14 protein-coding genes and 1 tRNA gene are annotated in these 15,445 nt (G+C 44.4%); 8 read left to right on the forward strand and 7 right to left on the reverse strand.

Annotated elements, in window-relative coordinates; translation table 11 throughout:
• Positions 1 to 364 precede the first annotated feature (364 nt).
• Positions 365 to 437, reverse strand: a tRNA-Phe gene (locus tag G395_RS0107245).
• A gap of 233 nt (positions 438 to 670) precedes the next feature.
• Here G395_RS0107245 and G395_RS0107250 point away from each other — a divergent pair.
• From G395_RS0107250 to G395_RS0107265, 4 genes are read left to right on the forward strand one after another with little or no spacing between them, the layout of a single operon-like run.
• On the forward strand, positions 671 to 2,011 hold the full coding sequence (locus G395_RS0107250; RefSeq protein WP_026629441.1) for a 4Fe-4S dicluster domain-containing protein: 1,341 nt from the start codon (positions 671 to 673) through the stop codon (positions 2,009 to 2,011).
• The gene (locus G395_RS0107255) at positions 2,011 to 2,808 is read left to right on the forward strand and encodes a (Fe-S)-binding protein (protein WP_026629442.1); all 798 of its coding nucleotides are present in this window, start codon (positions 2,011 to 2,013) and stop codon (positions 2,806 to 2,808) included. Before G395_RS0107250 ends, G395_RS0107255 begins: the two co-directional genes overlap by 1 nt.
• A gap of 48 nt (positions 2,809 to 2,856) precedes the next feature.
• On the forward strand, positions 2,857 to 3,357 hold the full coding sequence (locus G395_RS0107260; RefSeq protein ID WP_026629443.1) for a hypothetical protein: 501 nt from the start codon (positions 2,857 to 2,859) through the stop codon (positions 3,355 to 3,357).
• Between the two features lie 43 nt (positions 3,358 to 3,400).
• Complete coding sequence (locus tag G395_RS0107265) at positions 3,401 to 3,880, forward strand: gliding motility lipoprotein GldH (RefSeq protein WP_026629444.1); 480 nt, start codon at positions 3,401 to 3,403, stop codon at positions 3,878 to 3,880.
• 3 nt (positions 3,881 to 3,883) lie between these two features.
• Here the strand turns inward: G395_RS0107265 and G395_RS0107270 are convergent, their stop codons facing one another.
• Positions 3,884 to 5,104, reverse strand: a complete 1,221-nt coding sequence (locus G395_RS0107270) for an AI-2E family transporter (RefSeq protein ID WP_051350051.1) — start codon at positions 5,102 to 5,104, stop codon at positions 3,884 to 3,886.
• Between G395_RS0107270 and G395_RS0107275 the strand changes: the two genes are divergently transcribed.
• Positions 5,103 to 5,942 (forward strand): hypothetical protein, encoded by an 840-nt coding sequence (locus G395_RS0107275; RefSeq protein WP_026629446.1) that lies wholly within the window; start codon positions 5,103 to 5,105, stop codon positions 5,940 to 5,942. The two genes, G395_RS0107270 and G395_RS0107275, sit on opposite strands and share 2 nt — an antisense overlap.
• Before the next feature lie 86 nt (positions 5,943 to 6,028).
• Positions 6,029 to 6,739 (forward strand): response regulator transcription factor, encoded by a 711-nt coding sequence (locus G395_RS0107280; RefSeq protein WP_026629447.1) that lies wholly within the window; start codon positions 6,029 to 6,031, stop codon positions 6,737 to 6,739.
• A gap of 2 nt (positions 6,740 to 6,741) precedes the next feature.
• Here G395_RS0107280 and G395_RS0107285 read toward each other — a convergent pair whose 3' ends face one another.
• Positions 6,742 to 9,237, reverse strand: a complete 2,496-nt coding sequence (locus G395_RS0107285; protein ID WP_026629448.1) for an AsmA family protein — start codon at positions 9,235 to 9,237, stop codon at positions 6,742 to 6,744.
• A 217-nt stretch (positions 9,238 to 9,454) separates the two neighbouring features.
• On the opposite strand from G395_RS0107285, the gene lysS reads away from it, so the two are divergent.
• Positions 9,455 to 11,170: a lysine--tRNA ligase gene (lysS, locus tag G395_RS0107290; RefSeq protein WP_026629449.1), complete on the forward strand. Its 1,716-nt coding sequence runs from the start codon at positions 9,455 to 9,457 to the stop codon at positions 11,168 to 11,170.
• A gap of 62 nt (positions 11,171 to 11,232) precedes the next feature.
• Here the strand turns inward: lysS and G395_RS0107295 are convergent, their stop codons facing one another.
• Positions 11,233 to 11,427, reverse strand: a complete 195-nt coding sequence (locus tag G395_RS0107295; protein WP_026629450.1) for a cold-shock protein — start codon at positions 11,425 to 11,427, stop codon at positions 11,233 to 11,235.
• 351 nt (positions 11,428 to 11,778) lie between these two features.
• On the opposite strand from G395_RS0107295, the gene G395_RS0107305 reads away from it, so the two are divergent.
• Positions 11,779 to 12,000 carry a PspC domain-containing protein gene (locus G395_RS0107305; RefSeq protein WP_026629451.1) on the forward strand — a complete coding sequence of 74 codons (222 nt, stop codon included), beginning with the start codon at positions 11,779 to 11,781 and terminating at the stop codon, positions 11,998 to 12,000.
• Here G395_RS0107305 and G395_RS0107310 read toward each other — a convergent pair.
• From G395_RS0107310 to G395_RS0107320, 3 genes are read right to left on the reverse strand one after another with little or no spacing between them, the layout of a single operon-like run.
• Entirely contained in the window at positions 11,981 to 13,015 is a 1,035-nt protein-coding gene (locus tag G395_RS0107310) for a glycosyltransferase family 2 protein (RefSeq protein ID WP_026629452.1), read from the reverse strand. The genes G395_RS0107305 and G395_RS0107310 overlap by 20 nt on opposite strands.
• Positions 13,016 to 13,026: 11 nt before the next feature.
• Complete coding sequence (locus G395_RS0107315) at positions 13,027 to 13,374, reverse strand: YbaB/EbfC family nucleoid-associated protein (RefSeq protein WP_026629453.1); 348 nt, start codon at positions 13,372 to 13,374, stop codon at positions 13,027 to 13,029.
• 53 nt (positions 13,375 to 13,427) lie between these two features.
• Positions 13,428 to 15,338: a T9SS type B sorting domain-containing protein gene (locus G395_RS0107320; protein WP_084439474.1), complete on the reverse strand. Its 1,911-nt coding sequence runs from the start codon at positions 15,336 to 15,338 to the stop codon at positions 13,428 to 13,430.
• Positions 15,339 to 15,445: the final 107 nt, after the last annotated feature.

Below are 15,445 nucleotides of genomic sequence, written 5' to 3' on the forward strand. Positions count from 1 at the left end.
GAGGTGAAGGCGAAAAAAAGCAAGTATGAAAAAGTATGAACTTTGCTTCAACTGCTATTAAATGCATTTGGAGGCCGTATGGGCTTATTTTGCTTAATCTTGATCCGAGGTAAGAAAAAGCAAAATTTCGTTGGTGAGATAAGAAATAATAAAGATTTGCTGATCAGTTTGCCGGAAAATGGCAATTGAAGTTCCAATGTTCGGCCGCAAACTTTGAGATTTTGAAGACGGGTTAAATCTGGGTGAACTATAAACTCTAAGGCGGGAAATTTTGAAGTTCTGGCGGACTGTAAACCAGAATGTAAACCAAACAAAAAACCGCTCGATAATCTATTGATTATCAAGCGACTAGCTTTGTTTTCTGTGGTGATGGACGGAATCGAACCGCCGACACAAGGATTTTCAGTCCTTTGCTCTACCGACTGAGCTACATCACCAGGCTCAATTGGTTCCCTTTGGGACTGCAAAACTAGAAGTTTGGTTTTGCTTTGCAAACTATTTGCTGAAATATTTCTCAATTTGTTTGTCGCAACAACCTACTCCCTTGATAATCTTTGTTTTACGGGCACAGCCGCATATTTTATCTTAAAAACATTTGCACCGACTTACATTTTTACCATATTTGTTAAGGTATGCTTGCATACTAATGACGCGTTTAAATGATTCGGGAATGGCAATATTTCAGCAAATCTTATTTATAGTCGTCTTGGCGACAGTCGCCTGGCTGGCTTATCGGCGGGTTACGCTGATCCGGTCTACGATTCTGCTGGGCAAGCCGGAGGACCGTTCGGATAATCCCGGAGAAAGGCTTTCTACAATGCTGCGCATTGCTTTCGGGCAAAAGAAAATGTTTGATCGACCGCTGATCGGCTTCCTGCATTTCGCGGTTTATATTGGTTTTATCCTGATTAATGTTGAAGTCCTTGAAATTGTCCTGGATGGCGTTCTGGGGCAGCATCGGGTGTTTGTGCCGTTTCTCGGTAGATTTTATCCGGTGCTGATTGGTTTTTTTGAAGTTCTTGCTGTGGGCGTGCTGGTTGCTTGTGTAATTTTCCTGCTCAGGCGCACGACGGTTAAGGTGGAAAGATTACAGCCTTCCCGCCACCGCGAAATGAACGGCTGGCCTGCGCTGGATGGCAAGCTGATCCTGGTTTTTGAAATCGTGCTCATGATTGCGATCCTGACCATGAATGCCGCCGACCTCGCGCTTCAGGACAGGGGAAATCCGCATTATCCGCAAACAGGTGACTTCCTGTTCAGCCAGTTTCTCAAACCGCTTTTTGGAAATTGGAATGAAAATATGCTTGTGATTTACGAGCGGTTTGCCTGGTGGTTTCACATTATCGGCATTTTCGTTTTTGCCGTGTATCTGACCTATTCCAAGCATTTACACATTGTCTTGGCATTTCCCAACACGTATTTTGCAAAGTTGGCACCGAAGGGAAAAATGGACAATATGCCGGAAATTACAGCTGAGGTGAAGACTATGCTAGGAATTGATACGGCCCAAACGGGTGACGCGGCTGTGATTCCTGACCGGTTTGGGGCAAAGGATGTGCCGGATCTTTCCTGGAAAAACCTCATGGACGCGTATTCCTGCACGGAATGCGGACGCTGTACGGCAGCTTGTCCGGCTAACATTACGGGGAAAAAGCTTTCGCCCCGGAAAATTATGATGGACACGCGCGACAGGTTGGAAGATGTGGGCAGGATCATGCAGGCAAATGATGGCAAGTTCGTTGAGGATGGCAAAAGCCTGATCGGAGACTACATTTTAGTCGAAGAAATAAATGCCTGCACTACTTGCAATGCGTGCGTGCAGGAATGCCCGGTGCTCATTAATCCGCTGGACATTATTTTACAACTGCGCCGACATAAGGTGATGGATGAATCGCAGGCGTCGGCGAGCTGGAACATGATGTTCCAAAACCTGGATACGAATCAGGCGCCATGGAAATTTTCACCGGGTGACCGTTTTAATTGGGCCGCTGCCCTTGAACCGAAAGAATAATGAGTGATCTCGTATACAAAGTGCCTACAATGGCCGAAATGGCGGCAAATAATGAAGCTCCCGAGGTTTTGTTCTGGGTGGGGTGCGCCGGCTCGTTCGACGACCGCTATAAGAAAGTGACGGTCGCTTTTGTAAAAATATTGAATAAGGCTGGCGTAAAATTTGCTGTGTTAGGCACGGAGGAGAGCTGCACGGGTGATCCGGCGCGGCGGGCGGGCAATGAATTTACATTTCAAATGCTTGCTATGTCCAACATTCAGGTGCTGGATATGTATGGAATTAAAAAGTTCGTGACGGCTTGTCCACATTGTTTCAATACATTAAAAAACGAGTATCCGGAGCTGGGCGGCAATTATGAGGTGATCCATCATTCAACGTTTTTGCAGCAACTGATCGATGAAGGCCGGGTGCGGATCGAAGGCGGGGAAACATTCAAAGGCAAGAAGATCACATTTCATGATTCCTGCTATTTGGGCCGTGCTAATAACATTTATGAGGCGCCCAGGCATGTTTTGGAAGCATTGGACGCCGATCTGGTCGAAATGAAAAGATGCCGGACCAAGGGACTTTGCTGCGGAGCGGGCGGCGGACAAATGTTCAAAGAACCGGAACCGGGCAAAAAGGACATTAATATTGAAAGAATTGAAGAAGCCCTGGCAACAGGCGCTGATACCATTGCGGTTGCATGCCCGTTTTGTATGGTTATGATGACGGATGGTGTTAAAAACAAAGAGAAGGAAGGCGCAGTTAAAGTTTATGACCTAGCGGAACTGATCGCTCAGGCCGAAGGGTTATAATGTTGCCCAGCGCACTGTCAATTAGTTTTATTTTACAAATATTGAATCATGTACATTCCATTTAGCGATATCGATTTTCAATCCCGTGTCTGGATCTATCAGGCTGATCGTCAGCTAACTGACACAGAAGTTGGCATTTTGACCGAAACTTTGAAAGCATCATTGGATGGCTGGGAAGCACACGGAAAACCGCTGACGGCCTCGGGGAAAGTGTTCGAACATCGGTTTGTGGTTATTGCGGTGGATGAAAACGATGAGCTTCCAAGCGGCTGCTCTATTGATAAGTCCGTACATTGGATGCAAGCTGTGGGCGGTTCAATGAACATTAATTTCTTTGATCGTTCGATCGCTTACTTAGGAGCTGATGATCAGATTCATACCGTGCCCGTTCCAAGCATTAAGCAGGCTGTTACAAATGAAATTCTTTTGCCGTCGACGATTATTTTCGATAATCAGGTGACCACAAAAGCGCAGTGGATGAACCATTGGAAGACGCCCGCGTCAAACTCCTGGCTCAACCGCTACTTTTCCGCGCAATCCAGCGTTTAGGTTTAAATGATTAGTTTTGTCAATTAAACGATAACGGTCCGGAATGAAGTTTTTTTGGTTTGTCTCAATCTTTACCCTCTGCCTTACATTGTCGGGCTGTGATGAAAACGTGGTTTACAAAGCGCACGAGGACATTGATGACGGACTTTGGTATATCAAAAACAAGCCGACCTTTAAAGTTGAAATAACGGATACGACGGCGACTTATAATCTCTATTATCTGCTTCGTAACACGCTGCAGTATCCTTATTATAACATGTATCTGACCAGGAATTTCACCGGTCCGGATCAAAAAGTGATTTCTAATACATTGGAAGAGGTTTATCTTTCCAACGAAACCACCGGAAAACCTTATGGCCATGGGTTAGGAGATCTTTTTGATCATAAAATCCCTTTCCTTAAAAATTATAAATTCCAAAAGTCCGGAATATATACATTCACGCTGACCCAATCCATGCGCCAAAACCCTCTCCCGTTTGTGATGAGCGTGGGTATTAGTGTTGAAAAAGTGGCAGTGAAATAAAGCTTAGATTTCCGGTGTGCTGGCAGGCGGTGTATTCTCGTCAGGGCGATTGCGGGGTTTGTTGCGATATCTGCGATAAGGTTTTTTCTTAAATTCCTTTTCTGTAGTCTGCTCTATAACCACTTCCTTTTGATCTTCCTTCACTTCATGCACGGGTTCGCCGAGCAAAAATCCGTAAGGTTCCATGCTTGGGATCGTATCAAAAATCACTTTCAGGATCGCAGTTACCGGCAAGGCCAGGATTAAGCCGGACAAACCCCATAATTGCCCGCCTAAAAACAGCGCGACAATGGCAGCCAACGGGTTAACACTCACTTTGGAACCCACAATGTTTGGCGTAATAAAATTTCCCTCCAAAAATTGAACAAAGCTCATAATCCCGATCACACCCACCGCATACCAGGGCGAATCCATCGTAACAACAGCCAAAAGCGCAGGAAGAACGGACCCGATAAGGATCCCAATGTATGGAATGAGAATTAAGAACCCGGCCAGAAAACCGAAGAAAATCGCATGCGGAATGCCTAATAGCAGCAACCCGATGCTGTTTAAAACACCCACAATCAGAATCACCAGGAACAATCCCGACAGGTAACTCTGAATCACTTCATATATCTTTTTCAAAAGCGCATTCAGTGATTCATTAGGCACATTAGTAATAGCCTTGTGAACAAAACGCCGGAAGAAATCGCGGTAGAGCAGAAAGAAGAATATGTAAAGTGGAATTAAAATAAATGTTGAAATGGCGCCGGTGGTGGTAACAAGCGTATTTAACAAAACAGCCCTACCCTCACTCAAAGCATTGATCAAGTATTTTTTGCCTTCGCTAACCTGCTGGCTGCGGCTGATGTTGAGATAGCGCTCGCCCATTGTAAGGGTTTGATCCAAAATCGTTTCCGCTTTTTCGGTGATCCTGGGAAGCTCTTCTGCGAAACTGCCTATTTGCAAAGACACAACATACACAAGCACGATAATCACCAGAAAAAGGGCAAGAATACTGAGCAGAATGGACCCGATCCGCGGTACGCGGTGCCTTTCCAGCCAAACGCAAACCGGGTGCAGAAGGATAGCGAGCAAGATAGAAAACGCGATGGGAATGATCGTTTCCCGAAGAATAAAGAGGATATAGACAAACGCAATAAGTGCGACCAGTATACTCGCCAGTTTCAGGTAAAGAGGGGTTTCTTTATCTTTGTTTGGAAGAGGACGTAACGATGAATTCATGAATAAATTAATGTATCTGTGGTTTGCTGCCAAAACTGTGTTCTGTACTTGCCAGCCTGATCATAAGATCAACGATTTCAAGAAAGTACGTTCTCAATACAAAATTAGCAAAATAGGCAAGCTTCCCGCTGTTGCCTCCGAAAGTTCAGGTTTAGCAAATGGCTCAGCACCTGGCTTTTTCACTACGCATAATGATAGCGGCGGTAATGCGGAGCTTTACGAATTTGACCTTTTCGGCAAGCTTATTTCAACAAAAAAAGTCCCTGACACAAAGAATATCGACTGGGAAGATCTGACGAAAGACGCGGAAGGAAATTACTACATTGGCGATTTTGGAAATAACGGGACGCCAAGGGACCGGTTTGATGTCTATAAATTTGACGAAAAACAGCTTACTACCGAAAAGATTTCATTCCAATATGCGGATCAGAAATCGACTGGAAGGATCAACAACAGACCCGCATTCGATTGTGAATCTCTATTTTATTATCAAAAAAATCTTTATCTCTTTTCTAAAAATTGGGATAAAAACGAATATGTCAAACTTTACCGCCTTCCCGCAACGCCAGGAAATTACACCCTAACTGCCGTTGACAGCATTCGCATCAATGCCCAGGTTACAGCGGCCGATATCAGCTCGGACGGTAAGACTTTCGCTTTGCTGACTTATAGTAAGATCCTGCTGTTTGGCGTGGAAGGTAACCGCATTGATTTCAGTAAACCACGTGGCTGTTTTCGGTTGGTAAAAAAACAAAATGAGGCGCTCCTGTTTTTGAATAATACCGATATGCTCGTGACAAATGAGCAGGGCGACATTTACCGGATTACTTATAAATGATATTATGTTTCTGTTAACAATGTTGTAAAGCATGTAATCTGAACATCACATCTGCTAATTTCGAACTGCGTTTTAATAAGAAAAACATGAGCATTGCTAAATCTGGCGCGTCAGCCCCGAAAGTACTAGTTGTTGACGACGACTCCGATATTGTTGAACTTCTGGAATATAATTTAATTAAGGAAGGCTATTCGGTGGTTACCGCTTCCAACGGCAAGAAAGCGATCGAAATCGCCAAGACATTTATTCCTGATCTGATCCTTCTGGACATTATGATGCCGCAGCTCGACGGCATCGAAACCGGCCGCATTTTGCGCAGTAACCCGGAGATTAAAAATACTTACATTCTTTTTTTAACGGCCAGGTCGGAGGAATATTCGGAGGTTGCAGCATTTGATGTGGGCGCTGATGACTACATTACGAAGCCTATCAAGCCGCGGGCTCTGATGAGCCGCATTAATGCATTGTTCCGTAGGGAAGCTCAGAAAGCAGAATCCGGTGATCAGATAGACATTCTGGACCTGACCATTAACCGGAAAAATTATACGGTTACGCAAGGTTCTGAAAAGTCTGTTGTGCTGCCCAAAAAGGAATTTGAACTGCTGTTTTTTCTCGCGCAAACACCCAACAAAGTGTTTAACCGCGACGAATTACTGCAGAAAATCTGGGGTGCGGACATTTACGTTCTCGAAAGGACTGTGGACGTCCATATCAGGAAACTGCGTGAAAAATTGGGCGACCGTTACATTAAAACTCTTAAAGGCGTGGGTTACATGTTCAGCAACGAGCAGGAATAACCTTATTTTTCGATAAGATCGGGGTCAATCTCCGGTTCGTCCCTTTTGTCCTTTTCCTTGTCTTTTTTCTTCCTGAATGCGAGCTTAATATTTACTTCACCATTTTCGTCGATCGCCCTCAGGAAGATTTTCGAGCCCTGCTTTTTCTCTTCGTTGTTCGGGTCGAGCACGTAGGTTGAATCCCGCTTTTTGAGATTGCTTAGTGGGATCTGAATGTTGATATCCGTTTTCTTACCAAAGCTGTATATGCCATCGATGTAAAGCGTTACCACATTCGACTCAATTTCCATTGGCGCAATTTCGATCTCCTGGCCACTCAGCTTGAAATCGCTGCGGATGGGCGCGAACTTCACACGCTCAAAGTTCCTTCGTTTGAAGATGAGTTTTTTCATCTTCATAAAAGGTTCAAAATTGAGAATGTAAGCATTGGTAAGGTCAATGCGCAACAAACCTTTCATTGTCGACGGAACCAGCCGGACATTGTTATTTAGCCTTGACTCAAAACTAAAATCGGTGTTCAAAATTCCCTTCAGATTTTCATGGGTAAAGGTCTTCTGTCCAAAATCATCAAACGAGTAAAACACAGAATGTACATCCGCATTGGAGATTTTGCCGCGCATGGCCATATGAGGCAGCTGGCTTGCTCCTGAATTGTCCATTTCCCCGGAAACACGCACATTTCCGCCTCCAAATGCTTTCATGACAAAATACTCAATGCTGACAGCATTGTTTTTGATCGTAAACTGCCCTTTTACATCCTTGGCTGTGAAATTCCTGTAATTCAGCTTTTTAGCATCCAGTTTGGCAACGATCTGCATCTGATCGATGGCGTCATCGAGCAATTCCACCAGTTTCAGCTTCTTCTTTTTCTTCGTTACTACTTGCCGGGGCGCCAGCAGCGTTTCCAGCCAGTTCATTTTCCAGTTAGGAATGTTAATGTCCACATTGGCCCGCAACGGTTTAGGCGAGCCAAATAAGTAAGGGATCAGGTCGAGCACTTTTCCCCTGATATAGAGCATATTCTGGCCGTCGGAAAAGCTTAGGTCAGGGAATACAAATGCCTGTTCGTTGAATGTGAAGTCACCTTTTATTTTTTTCAAATGCACCTGCCGGGGCAGATAATCCATCGAGATGTTATTGATGGAAACCTTGCCGCTCAGTTTGCCATTAAACCGGTCGCGGTCAGGGTCGTAAAAGTTTTTCAAACTGCCGTCAAAATTGAAATCTATTTTCGCTGAACCATTCTTGAATCGATAGCGCGTCGGGTCCAGAAGCTGGTCCAGGTTTGTGGAATCTGCATCGACGTTTCCAGTGATCCTTGCAATTGGATTCCGGAAATTGGTAATGGCAATGGCCAGCCGGAACGGGATGCTTTCAAATTTTCCTTTGACATCCGGTGCTGTTACCCGTGAATTGAGCGGTCCGGGTATTTGTGTCGTATCGGCCTGGTTGGTAAAGGTGCCTTCTGCCTGCATATCCTTTAAGACGCCCACAGGCAGGCTATACTGAAAGGTATCCGTCTTGAAATATACGTCAACGTGCGGCTGCACCGTACTGGCTATCCCACCATTCACATGCACCTTTGCATCCACCTCCGTTTGGATGCCGATGGAGTCAATTTGCTCCTTAATTCTTCGATTCAATAACGGAAGTGCATTTTTGATAGCAATTTTCTTGGCTTCAAAGTTGAGCGTAAACTGTTTCGAGGAATCAGCAAAATTAAATATACCGTTAATCCCGATTTTATCATTGGTAGCACTTTCCAACACAGAAGGATAGATTTTAAGCAGCTTATTTTCGGCGTCATAGGCCAGCGCAACGCCAATTCTCGTTTCCTGATTCATTAGGAAACCACCTTTATCTGGCTTAAAAGTCAGTTGATTAAACAACACAGACCCGTTCAGGCTGGCATTTGTCGTAGAATCCGTTGTGGTTAATATATTCGTCACATCGTGAAGCAATGCTCCGTAATATTTTTGTTTGAGCGAGTCGGAATAGCTGACGGAAAAGTTAACAAAACGCATGTTGCCCAGCTTTTTAAAGAGCCCGTCGTTTCCGTCTGAGTCTTTTTTCTTCTTTTTCTCAGAATCGTTTTTAAAAATGCTCAAATTGGAATAGCCGTCTTTTTGGACAAACAATCTCATCTTCCCGTTTTCCAGGATCAGGTTCTTAATCTTGATATTCCCTTTATAAAAACCCGCAAGATCCAGCGCAATGTGCATTTGCTCTGCTTCTAAGAAAGGCTTCTGGTGACGCTGGTAAAGGCTGTCGGTAAGCTTAATGTTGGTTAATGTGAAATTGAGGCCGAAAGATCCGCTGAAAGGCCTGAACTTAAAGTCCTTAATTTCCAGATTTCCATTCAGGTTTTCGTTTGCAAATTCTTTGGTTTTCTTGAAGATATTGTCCCTGTTTCTGTAAACCCATATCTCGACTGCACCGAAAAGGAAAAATGCACAGAGGGCAATTATTCCAAAGATTTTTAAAATTCTTGCAAACATGAAATGAGGGATTTAACGCAATTAATGTCCGACTTGCCTGATAATAAAAGCTGCATTCGGCATTAAACAAATTATTAATAACGTGCCAGCACATATACGTTTACAACGAACGAATGCAGGTTAATGGTTTCATCCTCGTTATTCAAGCAAAATATAGTACTTTTGCGGACTCTTTTCGAACATTGAGGTTGTCGTTTTCAAACCATTACTGTCAAAAATGCTATTAAGCGAACAGGAAATATTGCGCAGACAAAAGCGCGAAGAATTAATGCGGATGGGCATAGAACCATATCCTGCGGAAGAATTTGCGGTGAATACATATGCCGCAGACATTGCCAAGAATTACGAAAACAATAAGATAGATTATAAGCACGTCACAATGGCAGGTCGGCTCATGGGTTTCCGGATTATGGGAAGCGCTGCGTTTGCCGAGTTTCAGGACAGCACGGGACGTGTGCAATTATATTTCCGCAGGGACGATCTTTGCCCGGGCGAAGACAAAACACTTTACAACACCGTTTTCAAAAAACTGCTGGACATTGGTGATATCATTGGTATTCAGGGGTTTGTATTTACTACGCAAACCGGCGAGATATCAGTCCATGTGCAGGAATTTAAGCTTTTAAATAAATCCTTGCGCCCGCTTCCCGTGGTAAAACGCGATGAAGAAGGCAACATTTACGACGGTTTTACCGATCCCGAACTACGCTATCGCCAGCGTTACGTGGATCTGATCGTGAATCCGGAAGTGCGTGATATTTTTATAAAAAGGGCCCGGATCATTACAACGATGCGCTCCTTTTTTGATTCAAAAAGCTGGCTGGAAGTGGAAACGCCTGTTTTGCAAAGCATTCATGGAGGCGCCGCTGCGAGGCCGTTTGAAACACACCACAATTCGCTGGATATGGATCTCTTCCTTCGCATTGCGACGGAATTGCATTTGAAACGGCTTATAGTGGGTGGTTTTGAAGGCGTTTATGAATTTGGGAAACTGTTCCGGAACGAGGGAATGGACCGGACGCACAATCCTGAGTTTACGACGGTTGAACTATACGTTGCCTACAAAGATTACCTGTGGATGATGCAGATGACCGAGCAATTGCTCGAACAGGTTGCCCTGGCAGTCAACGGGAAAACAACCGTTATATTCGGAGAAACAGAGCTGGATTTTGCCGGCCCTTACCCAAGATTAAGCATTACAGACGCAATCAAGCAATACACAGGCCTGGATGTTGAAGCACTCGACGAGGATAGCATCCGCCAGCAATGCCGCGCGTGGGGAATGGAAGTGACCGAAAGCATGGGTAAAGGAAAGCTGATTGACGAGATCTTCGGTGAGAAAGTGGAAGCGAACATTATCCAGCCTACATTCATTACCGATCATCCCGTTGAAATGTCCCCGCTGACCAAAAAGCACCGCACAAAACCAGGCATGGTAGAGCGTTTTGAGCTTTTTGTCAATGGCAGGGAAATCGCCAATGCATATTCCGAGCTGAATGATCCTTTGGAACAGCGCGAGCGTTTTGAAGATCAGCTGAAACTGAAAGAACGTGGTGATGATGAGGCGATGGAAATGGATGACGATTTCCTCAGGGCCCTCGAATACGGCATGCCGCCAAGTTCAGGCATAGGCATCGGGATTGACAGGCTTACCATGCTGCTTACCAATAATTCCAGCATTCAGGAAGTGATTTTCTTCCCGCAAATGCGTCCCGAACGCAGGGTTGAAATGGCGAAGGAGCTGGATTATATCAATGCCGGCGTGCCTGCTGCATGGGTCCCTGCATTACAGAAAATGAACATTCTTACCATCGAACAGCTGAAAGCGGCTAACCCCAACAAGATTTTCAATGATCTGGGCGGGATGCGGAAAAAGCTTAAAATAGATGAAAAAATGCCTTTACTGGATGATGTAAAGACTTGGATAGCTTAAAGAACAAATGAAAAATGCCACTCTGACCGAGTGGCATTTTCATTCCTGCAAAAAAAATACGATTATATCTTTTTTACCTGGACAGCGTTTAGTCCCTTTTTCCCTTCAACGACTTCGTATTCCACTTGGTCATTTTCACGGATAGTAAGTCCTCCCAATCCTGTCACATGGACAAAGATGTCTCTGTTTGTGTCGTCTTCAACGATGAAGCCGTATCCCTTAGCTTCATTGAAAAATTTTACAGTACCTGTTGGCATAATGGTTGAATAAAAAAATTGAAATAAGGTGAAAATACAAGATAATTGTAATCGTTTCAATCAAAAGCCCAAAACGCTTAACCAAATAATTGAGGGAGGCTCACTGCATTGGTAAAAGAAACTTTGGATTTTTTCATCAAGACATCTCGATTATAATGAACAAATTACAAAATCTTGAATCACAAAGAAACAAAAATTGTTTGGAAAACAATTTATTTGATTAAAGAATTTGAAAATTTACGACTTAGCGGTATTTTGCCAATTCGCCCTGTTTTTTTTGGGTAATTTGAATACAGAATTGTATATGCGGGTAAAAATCCTTAATTATGATGTAATTATTGAAAAATGGGTATGAGCAGACTTCGGTATTACGTTGAGGACCAAATATTTGGTGTATGCGCAAAGTTGGGCGAAAAGCTCAATTTCCCGGCTAGCAGCGTCCGGTTATACTTTATTTATGCCACCTTCATGACCTTCGGCTCGCCGATTATCCTTTATCTGGTGCTTGCTTTCTGGATGGAGCTGCAAAAACACTGGCGTCGTCACAATAGTCCTACGATCTGGGAACTGTAATTTTATTGATAGTAATTCCCGTCAACTGACTGAAACGGTGCTTCCCCAGCACAAAATACTCCCAAACAATGCTTCTGTAATAAAGCGGTGCGCGATATGACGTTCTTTTCGTCGTTTTTATAAGCGCAGGAATCATCATATAAAATGCAATGTGCGCCCTCAAAATCGCTACAACGTCGGGCCAGGCACCGGTAGCCATAAACCGCACGCTCGAAATCCCGTCGAGTATTAGCCTGATAAAAACGGTTTTCCATCTCCTGCCTTTCGGAAGATTTTTAAAGAGCATGATCAGGTTATTCCGGTAATTCAGGAACGTTTTGCGTGGGTTGGATTTATGCAATGTGCCCCCTCCTACATGATAAACCACTGATTTCCCACAATATGTAATGCGATACTGCATATTCAGCAACCGCCAGCAAAGGTCAATTTCCTCCATATGCGCGAAAAACGACTCGTCAAAACCACCAGCGCGATGGAAAGCCGAGGCACGGACAAAAAGACAAGCACCCGTTGCCCAGAACACATCCTGCTCGTCGTCGAACTGACCCAGATCTTCTTCCCGGGTGTCAAAAATGCGTCCCCTGCAAAACGGGTAACCCAGGTAATCCATATATCCGCCGGCCGCACCTGCGTATTCAAAGTGCGTAGGAAGATCGTAGGCGCGTATTTTTGGTTGGCAGGCAGCAATCCTTTCGTCCGAATCCATAAAGGAGATCACCGGTTGTATCCAGTTCTCGGTTACCTCAATGTCGGAGTTCAGCAAGATGTAATAGTCAGCCTCAATGCGTCTTAGCGCATCATTATAGCCACCCGCATACCCTTTGTTCTCGGAAATGGTGAGCGTATTTAATGTTGGATATGAAGCATTTAACCAGTCGAGCGACTGGTCCGTAGATGCATTATCAGCTATCCAGACTGAATAGCCTGCTGAATATTTTAAAACGTTGGGAAGGAATTGTTCGAGATGGTGTCTGCCGTTATAATTCAGGATGACAATCGCAACAGTGGAAGCCATTGATGAGGTGGTTATTTCATAAACCCTCCTAAATCAAGCCCGGGAATGTTGGGAAGTACACCATCCGTAGCTTTTTGCAAATGCTCTTTTATTTTTGGTTCAATGTTATCCAATGCTTTATTGACTGCGGCAACAATCAGATCCTGCAACATTTCCTTATCGTCCGGATTGATAAGATCTTTATCAATATCTAGTCCTATTAATGCTTTTTGTCCGTTTACGGTCGCTTTCACCATTCCGCCGCCCGACTCAGCAACCTGGGTCAGCGTTACCAATGAATCCTGCGCGTCTTTCATGCGAGACTGAAGGTCTTTCATTTTGCCCATGAGCCCCATCATATCCGCCATATTACCAAACATAGTCGTACTAATTAAGTGATGCTTTTATAAAACGTTTTTAACGGAAATGGTTCCTATCGTAAAAGCATAAATGTACCACTTTTTTCAACAGTTTGATTGATATCGTCCACGAAAGTCATTTTGTAAACATATGATCCTACGGGCGCATTTGCCCCGTTTATAGTGCCGTCCCAGCCAGTTGCAATGTCATTGGAATGGAATACGACCTGCCCCCAGCGGTTCATCACCGAGAAGTTAAAGGATTGAAGCTGATTAGATTTAGCTTCCAGAACGTCATTGTAGCCATCACCATTTGGGCTGAAAGCCTGCGGCACAAAAACGCCTGCACTTCTTTTGTAATTGACGACATTGGACAAGCTCTCAAAACCGCCCTGCGAGGAATTCGCCCGGACTTTGAAATTGTATTCAAGATCGCTTTGGGCATTCACCTTGACCGTGTAGCTTGAATTCATCTGAACAGGAATCTCCTCTTCCGGCGCGCTCGATCCAACACGGATTACATCATAACTGGAAACGCCTGCAAGAATTGGCAATTCAGTACTCCAGTTGAGCGTAGTTAAGTTCTTTTTTAGCAAAATCGTGCAAATTGGCTGCGAGGGAGGGACTTTCTGACCGCAGGAATTGGTATAACTGATACGGTAACAATAAGAAAGCTCGTCAGTCTTAACTTCCGGATCGGAATATTCACTTTGATTAAAAAGCGTAATGATTTTCTTGAACAATGTTGCGCCAGCCTCCGCTTTCTCGATGGTCAGGTCGTAAGTGCTGCTGGGACCGGCTCCCGGGACACTTGCTTTAATCGTTACAAGATGATCTCCGTCAACAGTTACGGCTGCGTCCTTGATCGGTTTGGGAGAAGCAATTTCTGCTTTCACACCAACCGGTGCCGATGTGGAAGTCACATCATTAATCTTGGCAACAACCTGATATTCAGAATAACTGCCGCATTCCACGTCTTCATCCGTGTAGGTAATCTCATTAATGGAAGTGAAAGTTTTTACAATAGTCCCATCGCGTAAAAGATCATACGATGTAAAATCAGTCGCATCCGGATATTTGCTCCATGTCAGAATGTTTTTCCCGTCTTCCGACTTTCCTGAAAGCGTCATGCTGGTGTAAACACGGCTGTCGTTTTTACCCGAGCAAAGGTCCTCGGAAGAAAGCTTCACCTGATAGGCCTGTGTTGTAACCATATTTTTCACATCAAAAGGCTGTAAGCCGCCGGATGACCGTCTTCCCGCTGATGTATAGGCTGAACTATTTGTACTGTAATTGATATCCGTATAAACCCCGCTCAAACCCTGGTAAACGATCCGAAGCGTGCCATCCCCCCGCATTTCAAGCGATTTGATGGCGATATCATTAAGCTGAGCCTGCTGAAAAGTAATAGGAAGTGACGTCGCACGGCCGGCAGCGCATCCTTTTCCGACATAGAGTCCTGTAATCAATGCCGTCGGATTACTGCTTACATCGGCATAACTGTGTTCTATCACGAGTGGGCTTCCTTTTTTCCAGATATCAGTTTTTCCATCTCCCCATTCTATTTTTACCTCATCATAGGCTTTCAGGATCGCATCGTCTATTAAACTTAGAAAGATCTTTCCACCACCGCAGGAAGAATATTGCGGCGTAACAACCCTGGTCTCAAACACCTGGACAGTTTTACAAGCGTAAAATTGCCCTGAGGACACTGCACCTTGCTGTAAAACTGTATACGTGGCTGGGAGAGAATATGTGAAAATGGGGCCCGGTGCGATTTGCGGAGATCTGCCGTCAAAACTAGCATCGTAACCCACTAAAATAGGATTTGGGACTGTGTTCGTAACCCGAATGGTTAATGGCGCACAACCTTCGGTTTTATCAATTGTGAAACCGCCTCCTCCGCGGTCGCAAAGTCCCTGGGCTTGCAGTGTATTACCAACTAAGATGAAGAGGAAGAAAAGTGATAGTAGTGTTAATCTCATAAGTGTGCAATGTTATAACATGACTTTTTTAGAGACTCCATATTCACAATGGAGTGTTATCAAGAAGTGATGGTTGTAAGCGATCTGCAAAAATAATCTATTTCGGG

The sequence above is a fragment of the Dyadobacter alkalitolerans DSM 23607 genome, from assembly GCF_000428845.1.
GTDB lineage: Bacteria > Bacteroidota > Bacteroidia > Cytophagales > Spirosomataceae > Dyadobacter > Dyadobacter alkalitolerans.